The sequence below is a fragment of the Shimia sp. SK013 genome (genome assembly GCF_001292625.1).
Taxonomy (GTDB): Bacteria; Pseudomonadota; Alphaproteobacteria; order Rhodobacterales; family Rhodobacteraceae; genus Shimia.
Genome location: NZ_LAJH01000005.1, coordinates 216,717 through 237,262, shown reverse-complemented (window position 1 = coordinate 237,262; position 20,546 = coordinate 216,717). Strand labels below are relative to the sequence as shown.

Annotated in this window: 16 protein-coding genes and 1 riboswitch; of the genes, 4 read left to right on the top strand and 12 right to left on the bottom strand. The window is 55.8% G+C overall.

Going from position 1 to position 20,546, the window contains the following annotated elements; genetic code table 11:
* Nucleotides 1–31: 31 nt before the first annotated feature.
* Entirely contained in the window at nucleotides 32–4,168 is a 4,137-nt protein-coding gene (gene rpoB / locus SHIM_RS01455; RefSeq protein ID WP_054000837.1) for a DNA-directed RNA polymerase subunit beta, read from the bottom strand.
* 540 nt (nucleotides 4,169–4,708) lie between these two features.
* Here rpoB and SHIM_RS01450 point away from each other — a divergent pair.
* A complete protein-coding gene (locus SHIM_RS01450) occupies nucleotides 4,709–5,683 on the top strand; it encodes a hypothetical protein (RefSeq protein ID WP_054000836.1) in 975 nt (324 codons plus the stop codon).
* A gap of 63 nt (nucleotides 5,684–5,746) precedes the next feature.
* Here SHIM_RS01450 and rplL read toward each other — a convergent pair whose 3' ends face one another.
* The 6 genes from rplL to rplK form a co-directional block, all read right to left on the bottom strand.
* Nucleotides 5,747–6,124: a 50S ribosomal protein L7/L12 gene (gene rplL, locus SHIM_RS01445; RefSeq protein WP_054000835.1), complete on the bottom strand. Its 378-nt coding sequence runs from the start codon at nucleotides 6,122–6,124 to the stop codon at nucleotides 5,747–5,749.
* 72 nt (nucleotides 6,125–6,196) lie between these two features.
* A complete protein-coding gene (rplJ, locus tag SHIM_RS01440; RefSeq protein WP_054000834.1) occupies nucleotides 6,197–6,715 on the bottom strand; it encodes a 50S ribosomal protein L10 in 519 nt (172 codons plus the stop codon).
* An 811-nt stretch (nucleotides 6,716–7,526) separates the two neighbouring features.
* A complete protein-coding gene (locus tag SHIM_RS01430) occupies nucleotides 7,527–8,606 on the bottom strand; it encodes an extracellular solute-binding protein (protein ID WP_054000832.1) in 1,080 nt (359 codons plus the stop codon).
* Complete coding sequence (locus tag SHIM_RS01425) at nucleotides 8,597–10,450, bottom strand: ATP-binding protein (protein ID WP_054000831.1); 1,854 nt, start codon at nucleotides 10,448–10,450, stop codon at nucleotides 8,597–8,599. Before SHIM_RS01425 ends, SHIM_RS01430 begins: the two co-directional genes overlap by 10 nt.
* A gap of 184 nt (nucleotides 10,451–10,634) precedes the next feature.
* Complete coding sequence (gene rplA / locus SHIM_RS01420) at nucleotides 10,635–11,333, bottom strand: 50S ribosomal protein L1 (protein ID WP_054000830.1); 699 nt, start codon at nucleotides 11,331–11,333, stop codon at nucleotides 10,635–10,637.
* The gene (gene rplK, locus SHIM_RS01415; RefSeq protein ID WP_054000829.1) at nucleotides 11,333–11,758 is read right to left on the bottom strand and encodes a 50S ribosomal protein L11; all 426 of its coding nucleotides are present in this window, start codon (nucleotides 11,756–11,758) and stop codon (nucleotides 11,333–11,335) included. The genes rplA and rplK overlap by 1 nt, the downstream gene beginning before the upstream one ends.
* A gap of 518 nt (nucleotides 11,759–12,276) precedes the next feature.
* Here rplK and SHIM_RS01410 point away from each other — a divergent pair.
* Nucleotides 12,277–13,809 (top strand): tryptophan halogenase family protein, encoded by a 1,533-nt coding sequence (locus SHIM_RS01410; protein ID WP_152926373.1) that lies wholly within the window; start codon nucleotides 12,277–12,279, stop codon nucleotides 13,807–13,809.
* Between the two features lie 73 nt (nucleotides 13,810–13,882).
* Here the strand turns inward: SHIM_RS01410 and nusG are convergent, their stop codons facing one another.
* From nusG to SHIM_RS01390, 4 genes are all read right to left on the bottom strand, one after another.
* Complete coding sequence (gene nusG, locus SHIM_RS01405; protein ID WP_054000827.1) at nucleotides 13,883–14,416, bottom strand: transcription termination/antitermination protein NusG; 534 nt, start codon at nucleotides 14,414–14,416, stop codon at nucleotides 13,883–13,885.
* A 193-nt stretch (nucleotides 14,417–14,609) separates the two neighbouring features.
* Nucleotides 14,610–14,807, bottom strand: a complete 198-nt coding sequence (gene secE / locus SHIM_RS01400; RefSeq protein WP_054000826.1) for a preprotein translocase subunit SecE — start codon at nucleotides 14,805–14,807, stop codon at nucleotides 14,610–14,612.
* 92 nt (nucleotides 14,808–14,899) lie between these two features.
* Nucleotides 14,900–15,574: a hypothetical protein gene (locus SHIM_RS01395; RefSeq protein WP_152926371.1), complete on the bottom strand. Its 675-nt coding sequence runs from the start codon at nucleotides 15,572–15,574 to the stop codon at nucleotides 14,900–14,902.
* 234 nt (nucleotides 15,575–15,808) lie between these two features.
* A complete protein-coding gene (locus SHIM_RS01390; protein WP_152926369.1) occupies nucleotides 15,809–16,318 on the bottom strand; it encodes a hypothetical protein in 510 nt (169 codons plus the stop codon).
* A 466-nt stretch (nucleotides 16,319–16,784) separates the two neighbouring features.
* Between SHIM_RS01390 and SHIM_RS01385 the strand changes: the two genes are divergently transcribed.
* Nucleotides 16,785–17,780, top strand: a complete 996-nt coding sequence (locus tag SHIM_RS01385) for an endonuclease/exonuclease/phosphatase family protein (RefSeq protein WP_152926367.1) — start codon at nucleotides 16,785–16,787, stop codon at nucleotides 17,778–17,780.
* A gap of 39 nt (nucleotides 17,781–17,819) precedes the next feature.
* On the opposite strand, the gene SHIM_RS01380 is transcribed toward SHIM_RS01385, so the two are convergent.
* The gene (locus tag SHIM_RS01380; RefSeq protein WP_054000822.1) at nucleotides 17,820–19,433 is read right to left on the bottom strand and encodes a glycoside hydrolase family 43 protein; all 1,614 of its coding nucleotides are present in this window, start codon (nucleotides 19,431–19,433) and stop codon (nucleotides 17,820–17,822) included.
* Between the two features lie 163 nt (nucleotides 19,434–19,596).
* A riboswitch (FMN riboswitch) is annotated at nucleotides 19,597–19,724 on the top strand.
* Between the two features lie 69 nt (nucleotides 19,725–19,793).
* On the opposite strand from SHIM_RS01380, the gene SHIM_RS01375 reads away from it, so the two are divergent.
* Nucleotides 19,794–20,267: a 6,7-dimethyl-8-ribityllumazine synthase gene (locus SHIM_RS01375; protein WP_054000821.1), complete on the top strand. Its 474-nt coding sequence runs from the start codon at nucleotides 19,794–19,796 to the stop codon at nucleotides 20,265–20,267.
* Nucleotides 20,268–20,546 lie beyond the last annotated feature (279 nt).

Here is a 20,546-nt window from a genome sequence, read left to right as displayed (position 1 = left end):
GGAGAGTGGAAGGGAGTGAGAGGCTGCGCCCTCACTCTTCCCCCTCCGTATCCAGGAGTTCCATATTCAAGCCGAGACCACGGACTTCTTTCACCAGAACGTTAAACGATTCCGGCACGCCCGCTTCAAAGTTGTCTTCGCCTTTGACGATGCTTTCGTAGACCTTAGTCCGGCCTGCCACGTCATCCGACTTCACTGTCAGCATTTCCTGCAGTGTATAAGCGGCGCCGTAAGCTTCCAGAGCCCAGACTTCCATCTCACCGAAGCGCTGACCACCGAACTGTGCCTTACCACCCAGCGGCTGCTGTGTGACCAAGGAGTACGGACCAGTGGAACGCGCGTGGATTTTGTCATCCACAAGGTGGTGCAGTTTCAGTAGATACTTGATGCCGACGGTCACTGGGCGGGCAAACTGCTCACCTGTGCGGCCATCAAACAAGATCGACTGACCGGATTCAGAGAACCCGGCACGAACCAGAGCGTCATTCACGTCGCCTTCCTTGGCGCCATCAAAGACTGGTGTCGCGATTGGCACACCGTTGGTGACGTTGCCTGCGGCTTCCATCAACTGACCTTCGTCCATGTCGGCGATGCCTTCTTCATAGACATCCTCGCCATAGGCCAGACGCATCATTTCGCGCACTGGAGTCAGGTCGCCGGAACGACGGTATTCCTGAACTGCGTCGTCGATCTTGATGCCAAGACCACGTGCGGCCCAACCCATGTGGGTTTCAAGGATCTGACCAACGTTCATACGCGACGGAACACCAAGTGGGTTCAGACAGAAGTCAACGGGTGTACCGTCTGCGAGGAACGGCATGTCTTCCATAGGTACAACCTTGGAAATAACACCTTTGTTGCCGTGACGGCCGGCCATTTTGTCACCTGGCTGAAGCTTACGCTTCACAGCAATAAAGACCTTACACATCTTCATCACACCGGGTGGCAGATCATCACCACGACGGACTTTCTCGACTTTGTCCTCAAAGCGGTGCTCAAGCGCACGTTTCTGGATCTCGTACTGCTCGTTCAGGGCTTCGACAACTTGAGCATCGGCTTCGTCTGCCAATGCCAGTTGCCACCACTGACCGCGGGACAGGCTGTTGAGCAACTCGTCGTTGATGTCGGAGTTCGGCTTGACGCCTTTGGGGCCTTTGACAGCCACCTTGCCCATAATCATGCTCTTGAGACGCGCATAGATGTTGCGGTCAAGGATCGCGAGTTCGTCGTCGCGGTCACGCGCCAGACGTTCGATCTCTTCACGCTCGATCTGCAGCGCACGTTCGTCTTTTTCCACACCGTGGCGGTTAAAGACGCGCACCTCAACAACAGTACCAAAGTCACCCGGCTTCACACGCAGCGAGGTATCGCGCACGTCCGAGGCTTTCTCACCAAAGATGGCACGCAGAAGCTTTTCTTCCGGTGTCATCGGGCTTTCGCCTTTTGGCGTGATCTTACCCACCAGAATATCGCCCGGCTCCACGTCCGCACCGATGTAAACGATGCCAGCCTCGTCGAGGTTACGCAGCGCTTCTTCACCGACGTTTGGAATGTCGCGAGTGATTTCTTCTGGGCCAAGCTTGGTGTCACGTGCGGCGACTTCGAATTCTTCGATGTGAACCGAAGTAAACACGTCGTCACGCGCGATGCGCTCGGAGATCAGGATGGAGTCCTCATAGTTGTAGCCGTTCCAAGGCATAAACGCGACGACCACGTTTTTACCCAAAGCCAGTTCGCCGATGTCGGTCGATGGACCGTCAGCAACCACTTCGCCCTTGGAAACCGTGTCACCCACCTTCACCAGCGGACGCTGGTTGATACAGGTGTTCTGGTTGGAGCGTTGGAACTTGCGCAGACGATAGATGTCCACGCCCGCATCACCCAACTCAAGGTCGGATGTAGCACGGATCACGATACGCTGCGCATCCACTTGGTCGATGATCCCGGCACGTTTGGCCTGAATGGCCGCACCAGAGTCGATCGCCACTTTTTCCTCGATGCCGGTCCCTACCAGCGGCGCTTCTGCGCGCAGCAATGGAACCGCCTGGCGTTGCATGTTCGAGCCCATCAAGGCCCGGTTAGCATCGTCGTTTTCAAGGAACGGAATAAGCGAAGCCGCAACCGATACCAGCTGTTTCGGGCTGACGTCGATCAGGTCAACATTCTCGCTTGGCGCAAGAGTGTAGTCGCCGGACTGACGGGTCGACACCAGATCGTTCTGGAACTTGCCGTTTTCATCAAGCGATGCGTTGGCCTGTGCCACAGTGTGACGCATTTCTTCGGTTGCCGACATATAGTGAACTTCGTCCGTCACCGTCGCATCTTTGACAACGCGATAAGGTGTTTCGATGAAGCCATACTTGTTGACGCGCGCAAAAGTCGCCAAGGAGTTGATCAGACCAATGTTCGGGCCTTCCGGTGTTTCAATCGGGCACATCCGACCATAGTGGGTCGGGTGCACGTCGCGCACCTCAAAGCCAGCACGCTCACGTGTCAGACCGCCTGGGCCAAGCGCCGAAAGACGGCGTTTGTGGGTGACTTCCGACAGCGGGTTGGTTTGGTCCATGAATTGCGACAGCTGCGAAGAGCCGAAGAATTCACGTACAGCCGCTGCGGCCGGTTTCGCGTTGATCAGATCCTGAGGCATGACCGTGTCGATCTCAACAGAGCTCATACGCTCTTTGATCGCACGTTCCATACGCAGCAGACCCACGCGGTACTGGTTTTCCATCAGCTCGCCAACGGACCGCACACGACGGTTACCAAGGTGGTCAATATCGTCGATATCGCCTTTGCCGTCGCGCAGCATGACCAGCGCCTTGATACAGGACACGATGTCTTCTTTGCGCAGGGTACGCTGAGTGTCTTCTGCATCCAGAGCCAAGCGCATGTTCATTTTCACACGGCCAACCGCGGAAAGGTCATAACGCTCGCTATCAAAGAACAACGTGTCAAACAGGTTCGACGCCGCTTCAACGGTGGGTGGCTCACCCGGACGCATCACGCGGTAGATGTCCATGAGCGCGGTGTCACGGCCCATGTTTTTGTCTGCCGCCATCGTGTTGCGCATGTAAGGACCGACATTGATGTTGTCGATGTCCAGCACAGGGATCTCGGTGACGCCCGCGTCCACCAGTTCCTTGGCTGTGCCACCAATAAGATCGCCGTCTTTGTCGTACTCCAGCGTCAACTCATCACCAGCTTCGACATAGATCGCGCCGGTTTCTTCGTTGATGATGTCCTTGGCAACAAATTTGCCAACGATATGCTCAAACGGAACCGCAAGCTCGGTGATCGTGCCGTCGTCGATGATTTTCTTGACCGCGCGAGGCGTGACTTTCTTGCCAGCTTCACAGATCACTTCGCCGGTGGCCGCGTCTACAAGATCGAATGTCGGGCGAGTGCCGCGCACACGATCCGGGAAGAACTTGGTGACCCAACCTTTGTTCTTGTCGAGCTTGAAATCCACGGTGTCGTAATAGGCATCCATGATGGCTTCCTGGTCCAGACCCAACGCATAAAGCAGGGTGGTCACAGGCAACTTACGACGACGGTCGATACGGGCAAAGACGATGTCTTTTGCGTCGAATTCGAAATCCAACCACGAACCGCGGTATGGGATAATACGGCACGCAAACAGCAACTTACCCGAAGAGTGGGTTTTGCCTTTGTCGTGGTCAAAGAACACGCCGGGCGAGCGGTGCATCTGGGAAACGATCACACGCTCGGTGCCGTTCACAACGAACGTCCCGTTTTGGGTCATCAAAGGCATGTCGCCCATGAACACGTCTTGTTCCTTGATGTCCTTAACCGATTTCGCACCGGTATCTTCGTCGATATCAAACACGATCAGACGCAGCGTGACTTTAAGAGGCGCGCTGTAGGTCATGTCGCGTTGCTGACACTCCTCAACGTCGTACTTCGGCTTTTCCAGCTCGTAGTTGACGAATTCCAGCACGCTGGTTTCGTTGAAATCCTTGATCGGGAACACCGATTGGAACACACCTTTGATGCCCTCACCGTCGGTGGGGATCTCAAGTTCGCCGGATTTCAGGAAGAGATCATAAGAGCTTTTCTGCACTTCGATCAGATTTGGCATCTCCAGCACTTCGCGGATTTTGCCGTAATATTTGCGTAGACGTTTCTGGCCAAGGAAGCTTTGAGCCATGGTCAATGTCACCTTTCGATATCTCGTCAACAACTTGCCGTCGGGCCCCGGCACGTCGCGTCAGTGACGGCGTGAATCAGATCCATTCTCGGCTCCGTCCCACCGGAGCCTCTCGATCTTTGATCCCTGCCTTGGAAAACCTCTTGTTTATCGCATACTTGCGTCACTCAAGAGGCTTGCCAAGCCGGGGGGTCCCACCTTGGAAAACGTGTTATATTGTCTGTCGTTGTCTTTCCTGTCGGGTGATCAAATGCCCCCGAAAACCGCGCCGCCTGTTCACAAAAATCCACAAAGGACAAAAGCGGCCCCGAATCGCTCGAAACCGCAAGAGACTACGGAATAGTGAATCGCCCGGAGAATGGCAACCCCTCGGGACTTGACATTTGATTAATCCGTAGGTCGGGAAATCACCACCTTTAGTCTCCGCCCCGAGGCAACCCCATCAACGTCATGCGACCAAGGCCCCCTAGACCAGAGCGCCCGAACTCGTGCAAGCTTGGCACAGTTGGTCTTGGTCAGTCATGTTGAGGGGACACTGTTATGTCATCCACGTCACGCACCCGCGCTTTTCGAACAGGCGCCCTGATCGCGGCTACGCTCGCCACGCCCCTAGCGGCGTCTTCTCCCGCTGTTCCCAAATGGCTGCAAAAACACGTTGGCACGGGCACAGACCAGATCGCGCCCGTAGTGCTGGACCGCGCGCGCAGCCTCCATTTAGAGAAGGTTCAAAACGGCTCCGTCAAAAACGGCTGTTACTTCGCCATGGACGCCACGCGGCCCAGCACCGCCTCTAACGGCGCAGCCCTCTCTCGGTTTTATGTGGTTTGCGAGGCCTCTCGCATATTCAAAGCCGTGTCCTCCGGCTATGGGAACGGCCGCAAACTAAAACGTGCAAATTTCTCAAACGGACGGCAGTGCGCCCGCAACTTCAGCAACGCTGAAGGCTCCAAACTCACCGCGGGCGGCGCCTATGTCACCGCGGAATCCCGCACCTCCTTCAAAGGCTACTACCAAAGCTCTAAGGGCGCGAAACCATTCCTGCGCACTTTCCTGCTGTTTGACGGCGAGGGAGAAACAAGCAACGCACGCGAACGCGCCATTGGCGGGCACCGAGCTATGTTCATGCGATGGCAATGCCGGATGGAAAAACCACAAAGCAAACATGCAAATGATAAAGGCTACGTGCCCTTCGGAAGGCTTGTCGACTACACCTCCGGCCGAAGCAATGGCTGCACAACATGGTCAGAGCCAGCAACCGAAGAAATCCTAAAGCTTGCGGAAAAGAACCCAACCACACTCTACATTTATCCTGCGTCTCAAGACATCAACGCCGTCGCCAAGGCTGTCAGGACAGGCACGTCACTGACTCGCACCGGCCTTTACTGGAACGAGGCCTGCCTCAAGGCGATTGGCGCTCCAAAATTCTGGCCCAAACGCACGCTTCAACCGATCATAAACAAATGGCGAAACTCACTGCCAAAGCGGTCACCGCTTGAATTGCCAATTTGCGAGTGACATCCCAAAACGAAAACAGGCGCCCCCAAAGGGACGCCTGCAATAACTCGGTGAAAAACCGAATTACTTAACTTCGACCTCGGCGCCAGCTGCTTCCAGCTTGCCTTTGATCTCTTCAGCTTCGTCCTTGGAGCAAGCTTCTTTGACAGCTTTGCCGCCAGCTTCAACCAATTCTTTAGCTTCTTTGAGGCCCAGGCCAGTGATGGCGCGGACTTCTTTGATGACGTTGATTTTAGAAGCGCCAGCAGATTTCAAGATTACGTTGAATTCTGTTTGCTCTTCTTCAGCTGCGCCACCGGCGTCGCCGCCAGCTGCCATTACAACTGCGCCGCCAGCGGCGGGCTCGATGCCATACTCGTCTTTGAGGATGGTTTTCAGTTCTTGTGCTTCCAGCAGGGTCAGACCCACGATGCTTTCTGCGAGTGCTTTCAGATCAGCCATTTTAGACTCTTTCCGTTTCTAGGTATGTGTTCCAACGTCGGGCAAAAATCCCATACGCGGTTTCTGGGTTGCTTACGCCGCCTCTGCCTTTTCCTCGATGGTAGACAGGATGGAAGCGATGTTGCTTGCAGGCGCGCCAATGGCACCAGCGATGTTCGAAGCAGGTGCGCCAATGCAACCCACGATCGAAGCAATAAGCTCGTCGCGAGAAGGCATTTTCGAAACTGTCGTAACACCGGCACGGTCCAGAGCGTTCTCACCCATTGCCCCGCCAAGGATTTCGAACTTTTTGTTCTCCTTGGCAAAGTCCTCGGCGACCTTGGCTGCTGCCACAGGGTCCTCGGAATAGGTTAGAACGGTCATACCATCGAGATAATCACCAATGCTTTCGCACGGCTTACCCTCGAGGGCGATCTTGGCGAGCTTGTTTTTGGCAACACGTACAGAACCACCCGCATCACGCGCGCGCGCACGAAGGTCCTGCATGTCAGCAACCGTGAGACCCGCGTAGTGGGAAACCACTACAACGCCAGAGGCTTCAAAGATCTGGCCGAGCTCGTCGACCACTTTCTCTTTTTGCGCTCTATCCACAGTTTCACTCCAAATTTGGGGATTTCTCCCCGGCTCAGTTTTGCAACACCCCAAATGGGGCGCGCGTTCAGGTCCAAACTTTGGGTTGGGAACCAAGATCACCCGAAGGTAGGTTACCTTCGGAAACTTGTCTCTTACCCCATCTCAGGAAGGAATTATTCCAGCATTCGCAGGAACCCTCCGTCTTGGACAGGCCACCTCCAAAAGAATCGATTGCGCGACTCCTCAAGTGATGGGCAGGCTCCGCTTAAAGCCATGCGGGGCGTTTGGCAAGAGTCGAATTCCCATGCACGGCTGCTGCCCGTCAGCGCATCAGCCCGCGCCCCACCCAATTGCGCACGCCTGATCGTCCGCTCTACAGCCTCTTTGGGCGTTTCCCACAGCGCCAATACTTTTCGAAAACTCCAAAATCACCGAATGTCCCGAGATGGGGCACTCAATGTTTTCGGTCCTTTTCCACTTCCCCCAAAGCCTTCATTCGCAAAACGCAGTCACCTATGCCTTTTGTTAGCGGCACTGATTTTGACAATAATACCCTTACCGGCACCGCGGCTCCGATATCATGCGTGACTATCTCGCGTACGACCCATTACGCGGATTAACCTGCTTGGGGGGGATTGTCGGCAATGGCAATCTTCTGTGTGGACGCGGCAACGGCAGCCTTTTCGGAGAGGATGACGGCTGCATCCTCTTGCTTTCCGTGAGGGCGGATCAATCCATCCGCATTTGGCAAGAAACCCACGTAACGCGCGAAGATCTGGCATTTTTGGTCCAGACCTTCAAAGCCGCACTTCACCGGAGCCGCAGTCCTTCACATTCCGACCTGCATCAACCGCCACCGGCGCTCCAGCGAACGTTTCTGCTCAACGCTGCGATCTGACACAAAAAACAGATTTTCCCGGACCTCAGGCGGCAGGGTCAACGCCGGTAGGTCGTAGGCCTCCCAATCCACCAATTCCAAGGTAACCGGCGCAGAAATTGCGCCCGAGCTATAGACGGCAGACATGGTCAAGTTCATTGGCGAAATGACATGATTAAGGAACTGCATTGCCCCAGCCTCATTCTCGGCGTCAACCGGCAGGACAAAAACATCGACCCAAAGGTTCGCGCCTTCCTTCGGCAAAACAAACTCATATCGGTCCGTGAAACCTTCCATAATCGGGCCCAAAACCTCTGTGCTCCAAGACAGCGCCATACACATATCTTCATCCGAGAAAGCGTCATACAAAGTGGACTCAAACGATCGCACATAAGGCGCTATGCCTTCCAAAACTTCAAACGCGGCATCAATGTCCTCTGGCGCACGAGAATGCGGGTCTCTCCCGAGATAAGCCAAAGTTATTGCAACAACCTCTTCGCTTGAATCGGCGATCACAATTCCACAATCCGCAAGCTTGGCGGCGTTCGCCGGATCAAATATCAATGACCAACTGTCCGTCGCCACACCGGGCAACCGTTCTGCAACCGCCTCGCGATCAAATGCCATACCTGTCGTGCCCCAAAGGTAGGGGACCGAATACCCGCTGGCTTGCGGCATCGAGGACCGGAACGTGTCCCACAACCCACCGTCCAACGCCGCGATGTTCGGCGCCAAAGACGTGTCTATCCGCTTCAGCGCGCCGGTCTCAGCCAATCGCGCAACTGACTCGGCTGAAACCACTGCCAGATCATACCCTGTACTCCGCGCAGACAGGCGGGACTCGGCCGCATTGGCCTCGTCATATTCTTCAATTTCGATGTTGAACCCAAGGTCAGCTTCAAAGCTTTCTGTAACCGTTGGATCGATGTAATCCGACCAATTCAAAAACCAGACTTCAGTCGGATCTGCGACCGATTGCTGTGCACACGCGGCCGCAGCACACAAAGTTATTGCCATCACGTTCAGACGCATTTCGAAGTCTCACTCTTGTTGTTCAATTCAATAATCGACAAATGCCGCTGCAGCTCGGCCACCAAAGCCTCCCGCTTCAACGGTTTTGTCAGATACCCGTCCATCCCGGCCTCTAGGCCAGCTCGACGATGTTCTTGTAGTGCGTTGGCTGACAATCCGATGATCGACACTGCGCTCCGCTCTGCGTCCCGTGCGGCTTCTCGGATGTTGCGCGTCGCCTCAAGCCCATCCATGCCCGGCATCCTGACGTCCATCAGGACGATGTCAGGACGCCATTCCCGCTCCAACTGGACTGCGACAAATCCATCATGAGCTGCCTTGACCTCGCACCCGAGTTTTTCAAGCATCTTTTGGGCGACCAGTTGGTTCACGCGGTTGTCGTCCGCCACAAGAACACGTGTTCCCGCCAAAACAGGTTCCGGACGTTGCGCCGAGGATTTTTCTACGGCGCTGCTTATCGCATTTTGAACTGGCAAAACGAGCGTAAATCTTGATCCTTCGCCAACCGCGCTTTCCGCTGAAACCCGCCCTTCCAGCGCTTCGGCCAGCCGTTTGACAATCGGCAAGCCAAGCCCGGTTCCACCATATCGTGTGGTGGTCGATGCGTCCGCCTGTTCAAACTGTTCAAATACCCGTTCCAGCGCCTCGCCGGAAATGCCGATACCTGTGTCTTGCACCGAAATCCTCATCAGCACCCCGCCATCTTTGGGATTTTGATCTTCGGACAAGTGCACGGTGACTGACCCGCTGTCGGTAAATTTGAGCGCGTTGCTGACGAGATTGAGTAAAATCTGGCGGACTTCTTTAGCAAAACCCGACACCCACCAAGTATCAACCCCATCCGGCAGTTGCAGCTTTAGCGCCACACCTTTTTCCTGTGCTTGCATCTGAAACAGGTCAGTGACGTCCTGACACAAGGCGATCGCGTCGAAGTCTCCACGCTCCAATTCCAGCTTGCCCGCCTCGATCTTTGAGAGATCGAGAATGTCATTGATTATTTGCAGCAAAGACTGGCCACTGGACACCGCCAGCGCCAACATCTGACGACGCTCTGGGTCCGTTTCACTGTCCTGCAACACTTGGTTCAAGCCCAAAACCCCATTCAGGGGGGTGCGAATTTCATGGCTCATTGTCGCAAGAAACTGTGACTTCGCGAGCGAAGCCGCCAAGGCTTCCTGCCGACTGGCCTCAATCTCCTCCTGGCTTGCGACAATTAACCTTTCCATCGGCAACAAAACCAAAACGATCACCACGCCAATGCCGGACAACGCTACAAATGTTGCAAAGATCGACAGCAAAAGCTGCCTATCAGTTGCACGATCCACGGCGCCGATTTCTTCTTGGATGACCCTCTGTAGAACCGGTATCAATTGCCTGCTGATATCCGCAGCCAACGCCGCTGCTGTGGCCTTCTTTTTTGCGTCATTTTCAGGATCTACTATAATCCCGGCAAGAAGAAACAAATCCCGCAACTCATCGATCAGGGACAGCGTCATCGTCAGAAAGATCTTTTCAGCCTCCGCTGAAAAACGTCCGGCCCTGAACGCCGCGTCCATCTCGAACGCCCCCTCCCGAGCGGTGCGCAGCGCGCGCGACACCCGCCCTTGTTCGACCCGGGAGCGTTGTAAATTCGGATTCATCCGGATCTGTTCCAACGCCACCGACATTTCCGCCACAGCAACCAGAACCTTGTCCAAAGCATGCACGTTTACCGACCGCATCGACACGTCGCGCTGGCCCAGCGTCGAAATGCCAAAGGCGCCGATGCTCGCCATAAACAAAATGCCGAGCGCAAGCGCGGCAGTGCGGCGCAAATATCGCTTTGAGAGACCGGTGGTGTTCACGTGGTTGATCCGTTTTTCCAGAAAAGACCAGACAAGTTTTAAGTTGCAATAGCGTTAACAGACTTAAGTAAGGCGAACTGACTTACCAAAAACACGATGCAACCGAGGAATCGACAGACGGGTTGAGGCCACGAAAAAGGGCGCCCCGACAGGGACGCCCTCAAAATCTTACACGTCTGACAGCTTACTGTGCAGCGGCGTTGTCGATGTCGATGGTCACACCTGGGCCCATTGTGGAGCTCAGAGCGATCTTTTTGACATAGGCGCCTTTTGCACCGGCTGGCCTGGCTTTCAGAACGGCATCCATAAAGGCTTTGACGTTCTCAACCAGTTTACCTTCGTCAAACGAAGCTTTGCCAACACCGGCGTGAACCACACCAGCTTTTTCGACTTTGAACTGAACTTCGCCGCCTTTGGCTGCCTCTACGGCTGCTTTCACATCCATAGTTACAGTGCCAACTTTGGGGTTCGGCATCAGGTTACGTGGGCCAAGTACTTTACCCAAGCGGCCAACAACCGGCATCATGTCCGGTGTCGCGATGCAGCGATCAAAATCAATGGTGCCGCCCTGAACGGTTTCCATCAGATCTTCTGCGCCAACGATATCCGCGCCAGCTGCCTGTGCTTCTTCGGCTTTCGGGCCACGTGCAAAAACGGCCACGCGAACGGTTTTGCCGGTGCCGTTAGGCAGGCCAACTACGCCGCGAACCATCTGGTCTGCGTGACGTGGGTCAACACCCAGCTGCACGGCGATTTCGACAGTTTCGTCGAATTTCGCGGTGGCATGTCCTTTGACCAAAGCAACAGCTTCTTCAACGGTCACATTAACTTTGCCTGCGAACGCTTCGCGCGCTGCGGCAGTACGTTTACCAAGCTTCGCCATTACTTCACCTCGATGCCCATAGAACGCGCCGAACCAAGGATGATCTGCATAGCAGCATCGATGTCGTTTGCGTTCAGGTCTTTCATTTTCGCTTCGGCGATTTCTTTCACCTGAGCGGGTGTCACCGAACCAACGGTCTCACGACCTGGCAGGTTTGCACCGGATTTCAGCTTGGCAGCCTTCTTCAGGTAGTAAGACGCAGGGGGCGTCTTGATGTCCATAGTGAAGGACTTGTCCTGATAGTAGGTGATCACGGTTGGGCACGGCGCGCCCGCTTCCAGATCCTGTGTCTTAGCGTTGAACGCCTTACAGAATTCCATGATGTTGATGCCGCGCTGACCCAGCGCCGGACCGACGGGTGGGGAAGGGTTGGCTTGACCTGCAGGAACCTGCAGCTTCATTGTACCAGCTAGCTTCTTAGCCATTTGGTTTTCTCCTAATCCAACATCTTTGGGACGCGTCCCTCAGATATCTATGTTGTGTGGTCTGGTCTGCACATCGCGATGCGCGCGCCTCCCACGGGGAATCGCTGCCCTGAGTTGTTTAACCCAATGCAACAGATCGCGGACTTAGGCCAAGATGACAAAGATAGCAAGGGAACAACTGCAAAACGCCGCTTTTGCGAAAGGTTTCACTGACCTTTTGGCCAACGGAATGCCAAAATCCGTGCGGCGCGAGGTCGTCCGTGACCTGGCAAACTTAGTCGGGTTTGCTGACCCGCGTGAATTCCGGCTCTTGGGGTATTTCGCGGCCAAATTCGATAAATGCGCTCCACGCGCTTTCAACATCATCTGCGGTTCCGTATCCAACTCAGGAACATCACCAAGTCTGAGGGCGGCCCCATGCCACATCCCGCCTGGGAACACTTAACGATTTCCTGTTGCCAAAGGGGGGCTGCTGATTCACCCTCCTGCCACCCACGAATTTAGATCGGAGACGTCGCGTGCCATCCAAAAAATCGAACTCGAAATCGCAAGAGGGCCCCAAGCCCCTGCACATTTGTATCGTTGGCGGGGGATCATCTGGTTGGATGATGGCGGCTTATGTCACGAACCATTTCAAGTTCGACGGGCGCAAACTGAAAATGACGTTGATCGAATCCGCAGAGGTGCCCCCAACCGGTGTCGGAGAGGCGACGATCCACACCATGCGCGGCTACCTTGAAGACGCCGGCATCTCCGAAGAAAAATTCCTCAACGAATGCCAGGGAACTTTCAAACATGGCATCGAGTTTGTCGGTTGGTCGGAAAATACCCCGCCATTCTTCCACCCCTTCGAAAATCCTCCCGTGGTCTTTGAGAACCATGCGGCTTTGAATTTTCTGAAGGCGGACCGTAGCGAAGGTGCTATGGCACGGTATGATTACTGGGCCGGCATCCAGAGTCGTCTTGCGCGCCGCGGCGTGTCCCCGCGCCAGAAAAGTGATGTCCCCTATCACGGCATTGTCCCGTATGGATACCATCTCGACGCCAACGCATTTGCCCACTTTTTGAAGAAAATCGCGACGCAACGGGGCGTCAACCACATCATCTCTCACGTGGACAAGGTTGAGTCGACAAAAGGTAAAATCGACCGACTGCACCTGCGCAATGGCAAGCAGATCGAGGCCGACATCTTTGTCGATTGCACCGGCTTTGCGGCCCGTCTCATAAAAGAGCTTGGCGGCGAATTCATTTCCGGCGCCGAGCAGTTGCTGGTGGACTCCGCGGTGACCTGCCAGGTGGATGCGAAAGACATCGAGGCTCGGCCCTTCACAACAGCGACCGCACGCAATGCGGGGTGGACCTTTGACATCGACCTGCAAACACGGGGCGGTCGCGGGTATGTCTATTCCAGCAAATACCTGTCTAAGGACGAAGCTTTCAAAGAGTTTTCAGACGCCTATCCCGGTCAACTTGACGAATCCCGCGCACGGCACTTCCAACTTCGCATCGGACGGATGGACAAAGCATGGAAGGGCAATTGCTGTGCAATTGGTCTCGCAGCGGGCTTCCTTGAACCCATGGAATCCACAGGCCTCTATTTTGTAGAATACACGGCACGACTTTTTGTCGAGGTCCTCAAGTCCTTGACCGACAACAACATGGAGGTTCACGCAGACTGGTTCAGCAATATCTTTTCCGAACTGTTTGACGAAGTCTCCGCCTTCATCGAGGCGCACTACAAACTCAGCGACCGGCGCGACACGCAGTTTTGGCGGGACGCGACATCAGCACCGCATTCACCGCGTTTGGCGCAACTGCTCTCCCTGTGGGAATCGCGCGCGCCAGGTCAGTTTGACTTCACAGGGCGGAGCTTTTTCGGAGCAGAAAGCTGGCAGGCGATCCTTTTCGGATTAGGCTGGCGGCCGCAAAAGTCTCATCGCTTGGCTACGGTCGATCAAAAAGCAGCGCTGGCCCATTTCAAAGTGCTGAAAGGCCATGCCGACCGGATTGCCGCAACCAACCCACAACAAGCGGACTATCTCGGTCTGTAAAAAGCGCGCCCGACAAAGAAAAACCGCTGCGGGGCCCGCAGCGGTTTTTTTGTTCATCCATATGCAGATGAATTTAACTCTGCTTGTTGACCTGCGTGAACTCCAACTCGACCGGAGTTTCGCGACCAAAGATCGACACCGTAACCTTGAGGCGTTGGTTGTCGTCGTCGACATCCTCGACCATGCCATCGAAATCCTCAAACGGACCTTCGTTGACTTTGACTCTCTCGCCCACTTCAAAGCTGATCAGCAGCTTCGGCGCTTCTTCACCTTCTTGGACACGGCCAAGGATGCCTTGCACTTCGGCGTCACGCATCGGCATCGGGCGACCTTGTGGGCCCAGGAAGCCTGTAACGCGGTTGATCGAGTTCACAAGGTGATACCCCTGATCGCTCATTTCCATGTGCACGAGAACGTAACCGGGCATAAAGCGGCGCTCTGTGGTGACTTTCTTGCCACGGCGCACTTCGATCACTTCCTCGGTTGGCACCAACACTTCGTCAATCTGGTCCTCAAGCCCTTGCTCTTCGACCGACGTGCGGATTGTCTCGGCGACCTTCTTTTCATAGTTCGAAAGCACGCTTACCGAATACCACCGTTTTGCCATGTGACCGTTCTTTCCCGTCTTACCGGCTTTTGCCGGATGTCATTTCAATACGTGCCCCGGCAGGGGCTTTCAGGAACACAAAATCGGCGTGCAACTTGATTCGCCACACGCCACAGTCCCGAAGTAGGCAGTGAGTTACCGCCGAACCATCATGATTTCAAGAGCCAAAGGCCGACAAGCGACCCCGTGCAGATCAGCCAAACAGCGACAGAACCCCGTTCAGCCCGCCGCGGATCAGAATATCCACCAACGAGAAAAACGCTGCCGTCAGCGCCGCCATGATAAACACCATGACCGTGGTCAGCAGAACTTCGCGACGGGTTGGCCAAACGATTTTGGACACTTCCGCGCGGACTTGCTGAATAAAGGTGATCGGATTGGTTTTCGCCATGACGCTTCTTCTTTGCCTTGATCAGAGGCTGACATACTTGGGTCTCCGCACAATTTCAAGGCCAATCCGCGTACTAATGTGTTCCAGGCGGATCAGCTACCGATTCTTGAAATTCGCGCGGCAAAAGACGGATCGATCGGACCGTCCCAGACATCCTCTTCCGACGCAGGCCGATAGAGCAAACGGCGCATCCGGTAAGGTGCCACTTTTTCAAGGGCGCGCGCCAAGGCTGGGTCGGCCCATATGAACCTCTGAATGCGACGCAAAACAAAGCGCGCCATGCGGTCTTGGCCAATCAACGCACCCACCAATAGCAAAATGCAAACCAGAACAAGCACAAGCATCGGGATGAAATACGGCTGCCAATAAACCACCGCACTCATAAAGGCGATCGACAGCAGCCGAGGCGTCGTTAAAAAACGGCGCAACGCGCGACCCGGACCGCCTTCGACAATCTCGATCTTGCGCCATTGACGCGCTCGCGGTGCATCGACCCATTCATGCCAATCCGCGGCCGTTGCGTTGGCCAGGGCTGTTGCTCCCAGCAGAACGGGTGCCTCCGGCTCTTCTGGTGTCGCCCCTACCGCAGGTGCTGTGCGTTTCGGGCCCACGTTCTGCGCCACCCCCGCAACCGCGTCATCTTCGGCCACCAGCGTTCGGATCGCATCAAGCGTTCCCTCGCCGAAAGGCTCACCAGGTTCTTTTATGTCTTCGCCGTACTGCGGGATCTCGGGATCCTCATACAGCGTCGGATCATCATTGCTCATACCCATCACCATACTGTTGCCAGCGCAAAACGTGCGCGGAAATACTCAAGCAGTGCGGCCGCCTTTGACCGCGCAGAATCGAGACTGAAATCTGGGAATTGATGGTTGACCGAGACTAGGGTTTCTCGCGGGCGCAGATGTGGCAATTTTGAGGCAAATGCCCCATTCCTTGCCTCTGCGTCGCGCCAGTTCAGCCTAAAGTCGAGAGAATACAGGTTTCGTGAGGCGCCAGACTCAGTGGCCGCCGCCCACCAATTTTTGTGCCAGCTTAAGCTCATGCCGCCAGTAGCGCAAAAACCACGCGCCAAAGCCGCCCAATCCATCCCGTACACGCTCTGGACCAACCGCCACAGCCGCCACGATGAACAGCACCAGCGACCAGATCACTAGGCGCAATACAACGGTGGGCATCAAGGCTGCCAGAGTTCCCACGAAAATCAACGACACCAAACGCGGGCGCGGCCAGCGCCGCTCCATCAACGCATCCCGTTCCGCCTGCAGAATCGCCAACTCAGCGGCGGGTGCGCCAGCCAACTCAGGCGCGTTGCGAAGCATGGCAGCTTCGACCGGCGACATTTTGGGATCAGAGTCGTCGACTGATGGCCTGCCGACCATTCGGCGCGCGGCTTCAATCATTAACCGATGTACGTCTTTGCGACTTTTGGACGGCGCCTTTTCTGCGTCCCGCTCGGGCATAAATGGCCCGGTTTCTCCAAAGTCTCCAAGTCTCCAGTTTCGTCCCATAGCAACCCCTAACCTCCGATGCCGTCAATTGGCTCATTCGAAATCTGCCGGTGATTGAAAAGGTTAATGAAAGGTAAATGGGACAAGTTTTTGGGCGCTTCTGGACTTTATTAGGGCTGTTTATGACCTTATTGCGGCAAAGCCAACCACGGCGGGCGGCAAAGCTGCCGTACCCCCTCCCCTTTTCGGCCCACGCGTATCCCGTGATTTTTCTACTTGGCGTGCCCTCATACGTAAAGTGGAACCGCTGTTGCCCCACGCAAGTGCATGGGCAGGCACACTGCAACAAAGACGCGTTCCATCATTTTTTGCGCACTATGCCACCAGACGGACACTTCGCGATATGGTCCCCGCGCCTGCAAATTTGTGATATGCTCTCATAGGGAGCATTTTCGCCCCACAACAACCGCCATAATTGCCATCCAGATTTTTGCCCAATCCATTTTCAGATCCGGAAAGGAACACCATGCGCCTAATGTCTTACAATATTGAATGGTTCGACGACTGGTTTAGCGACGACAACACGATGAAAACCTCGGCCGAGGCCATCACCAAATTCGACGCCATCGCCGACGTGCTCACCGCAATTGATCCCGACGTTATCGGCATCACCGAAGGCCCCAACACCACGACCACAACCGGCAATCGCAGCACGGTTGCCGCGCTCGAGGGCTTCGCCGCCGCCAAAAGCCTGCGCCAATCCAAGGCGATGATCGGTTTTCCATCCGGCGGTCGCCAAGAAATTGCTGTGCTCTATGATCCCACCGTTGCCTCTGTCACCCACGATGCTGGCGGCAGCGCGGGCAGCAAATCCAACCCTCCCTTCAAAGAACAGTTCCAGATTGACAGCGATCAGGATGGCATCAAAGAGGTCTACAAACACTACCGCCCCCCGCTTGAGGCCAAGGTCGTGCGGGCAGACGGCGGCGCTGATTTCTGGATGATCGTGGCGCATGCCAAATCCAAAGGCATCTTTTCCGCCATGGACCGGCTGAACTTTGACCGCACCTCTGATCGAAACCGCCGCAAGCTTTTTGCGGAATGCAGCTCGATCCGCCGTCGCGTCGAAGACTGGCTCGAAGACAACCGGCCAACCATCGTCATGGGCGACATCAACGATGGCCCCGGCTTTGATTTTTATGAAAGCCGCTTTGGCCGCAGTGCAGTGGAAATCATCCTCGGGGACGTCTTTGACCGCGCCACGCTTCTGTCGTACCCGATTGGCCGCCCCAAGTTTGGTCGCTACGGTTGGGAACCCTCTACAGCCCGCTTCACCGACAATTACACTGGCGACAGGGTCAATGCGCTTATCGACCATATAATGGCGTCCAGTCATTTCTCCCTGACCGGCAGCGCTCCGGCAATGGTCTGGAATCCCTACCAACTGGACGCGGCCAAACCGTTGAAATCCAGCCTCCTGGGGGCTTCGGACCACTTTCCGGTCACGCTAGACATCGCGTAAAGCCCGAATGACAAAGGGCCACTCACCCTTTGACATTCCTCACCCGTTCTTCACCTCAAGATAGGCAAAATCCGCGGCCTTCGCGCGGCCGGTCAAATCCTGCGCGGCAACGCCGACAAAGTTGCCGGTGAAATTTGAATGCTCCCCGCGCACGCCTTCGTCCGAAAGGATCGACGCGTCCAGCACCGGACCAATGCTCTGAAAATCGCCGTCGCCGACGGCGTAAAAGAACCGCAAATCCGCGTGGTCGATCTCAATCCGCATCCGAACCGTGCCTTGATCCGGCAGCGCGATCAGCTCGCCAACCGGATAGGTCAACCGCCCCTCTGGCCAGTCTGCGCAGGACAAAATCGTCAGCGCCCGTCCACCTGTGTCCGGATCCATTGTCATCGCCAAATAGTGAAACTGCGTCCGGTTATAATACGCCACCAGCCCCGCCATCTGCTGATAGCTATCGGGCGCAAACGCCAATTCGGTCTCCGCCGCACACACCCATTCCGTTTGGCGCGCCGCCACCAAGGCCTGCTCAAACCACGCCCCGATCGACTCGCGCCCAAACAGCCGCAACGCATCTTCGCGCAGCTCAAACAATCGCGCAGTGTCCGGACTGCGGAGCCACTGCAATTGCGGTGGCAATTCCGTCTGCTCGGCAAAATCAAACCGCGCCGGCACATCGGGCCACGGATGCGGTGCCAACGCGGGCGCATCCTCGACCAGACTCGGCTCCATCCCCCCGTTGGCCAGATACAACCAGTCGTCTTCACGCCATTCACACCGCGCAATCCCGCTCTCGCGTCCCATCTGGGACCGCCGCCCTTCTAGGGGGCGCGTGCACAAATAGGTGTGCCAAGGCGTCCCATCCGGCAATTCGACATATTGCCCATGCCCCGTGCGCTGCAGCGGACTGTCATCGTTGTCGCGCACCGTCAAAAGATGCTTGTTGGGGTGGGTTTCATAAGGTCCGCGCAAATCTTTGGACCGCGCATAGGTCACCGCGTGTTCATAGCCTGTGCCACCCTCTGCCGTGATCAAATAGTAATACCCGTTCTTGGAAAACAGATGCGGCGCCTCGGTCAGGCCCAGATCGGTTCCGGGATAGATGTTGGTGATCTCCCCCACCAGGCACGCCTCTTCAACGGAATACTCCTGCAACAAAATCCCTGCAAAAAACGGCGCGCCCCGCCGGTCTGAATTGCCCATGGTCGCCAAATGGTTCCACACCATGTTCACCAGATACTTTTTACCATCGGCATCGTGAAACAGCGACGGGTCAAACCCGCTGGAGTTCAGATAGACCGGATCGCTCCACGGCCCCTCAATACTGGGAGCCGTCACCAGATAGTTATGAGCGTCCTTGAAATTGCCATCCAGCCGTTTGACGTCCGTATAAATCAGCCAGAACATCCCATCCGCATAAGACAGCGCCGGCGCCCAGACACCGCAGCTGTCGGGATTGCCCCGCAAATCAAGCTGCTCTGCCCTCCGCAATGGCTGGCTCAGCGTGCGCCAATGCACCAGATCGCGCGAATGGCTGATTTGCACACCGGGATACCACTCAAACGTCGAGGTCGCGATATAGTAGTCATCCCCAACACGACAAATCGATGGGTCGGGATGAAACCCTCTCAGGATCGGGTTTTCGATCTGTGTCATGCCGCGCTCCTCCCAAAGCCAAGTATTAGCGTCAACTCAACCAAGCTTTCCGCGCCGCGCCAAGTATTATTTCGAGCCTCAAATAAAATAACGGACAAAAACCACCGTTGCGTCAGTTCCGACAATTCCTTTTGACGCCACCACGCAACAGGATTTAGAACCACATCATTCTCGGGGCGGGGTGAAATTCCCCACCGGCGGTGAAAGCCCGCGAGCGCCACAAATGTGGGTCAGCAGACACCGGTGTAATTCCGGGGCCGACGGTTAAAGTCCGGATGATAGAGAATGGGAGGAACGGGCCGCATGGCCTGCGCTTTCTGTGCGCTCTGGGATCTTGTCGTTTGAGAAAGGATCAGAGCAATGACAAAATCCCCTAAATTTGCCTTCATCAAGGCGCGCTGGCACGCTGATATCGTTGATCAGGCTTATGCAGGCTTCACAGCCCAACTGGCCGAACTTGGCGTGACCGCTGACGTAGACGTTTTTGACGTGCCCGGCGCGTTTGAAATGCCGCTCTTGGCGCAAAAGCTGGCCGAAACTGGCGACTACGCCGCCATCGCCGCCGCCGCGCTTGTGGTGGACGGTGGCATCTACCGCCATGATTTCGTGGCCCAGGCCGTGGTCACCGGCCTTATGGAGGCTGGTCAAAAAACCGGAGTGCCGGTGCTGTCGGTCTCGCTGACTCCGCATCATTTTCAGCCGTCTGAAGAACACATGACCTTTTATCACGATCACTTTGTGAAAAAGGGCTGCGAGGCCGCGAACGCCGCCGTGCAGATCGTCGAGCTCCATGCGCAGTTGAAGCAGAAATCAACCATAGCTTCTGCCGCCTAACGCACCGCCGCTGGCCCGGAGCGGAAAACACTCCACCGGGCCAGCCCGCCAAAACATGTCCGCAATCTGAACCTATTTTGCGCGCGAAGCCGCCATGACCTCGCGCCCCTCAACGGCGGCTCTCAACCCGAACTGGACGTGACCAAGCGACGTGTTGGGCGGGAAGCTTGCCAATGGTATAGGGCTAAGCGGACCTTAGGATCACAATTCGGAAATTCATCGATGTTCGTCAGAAACTTTTACAGCCCATGGGAGTCTCGACGTACAATGAGAGGCTTA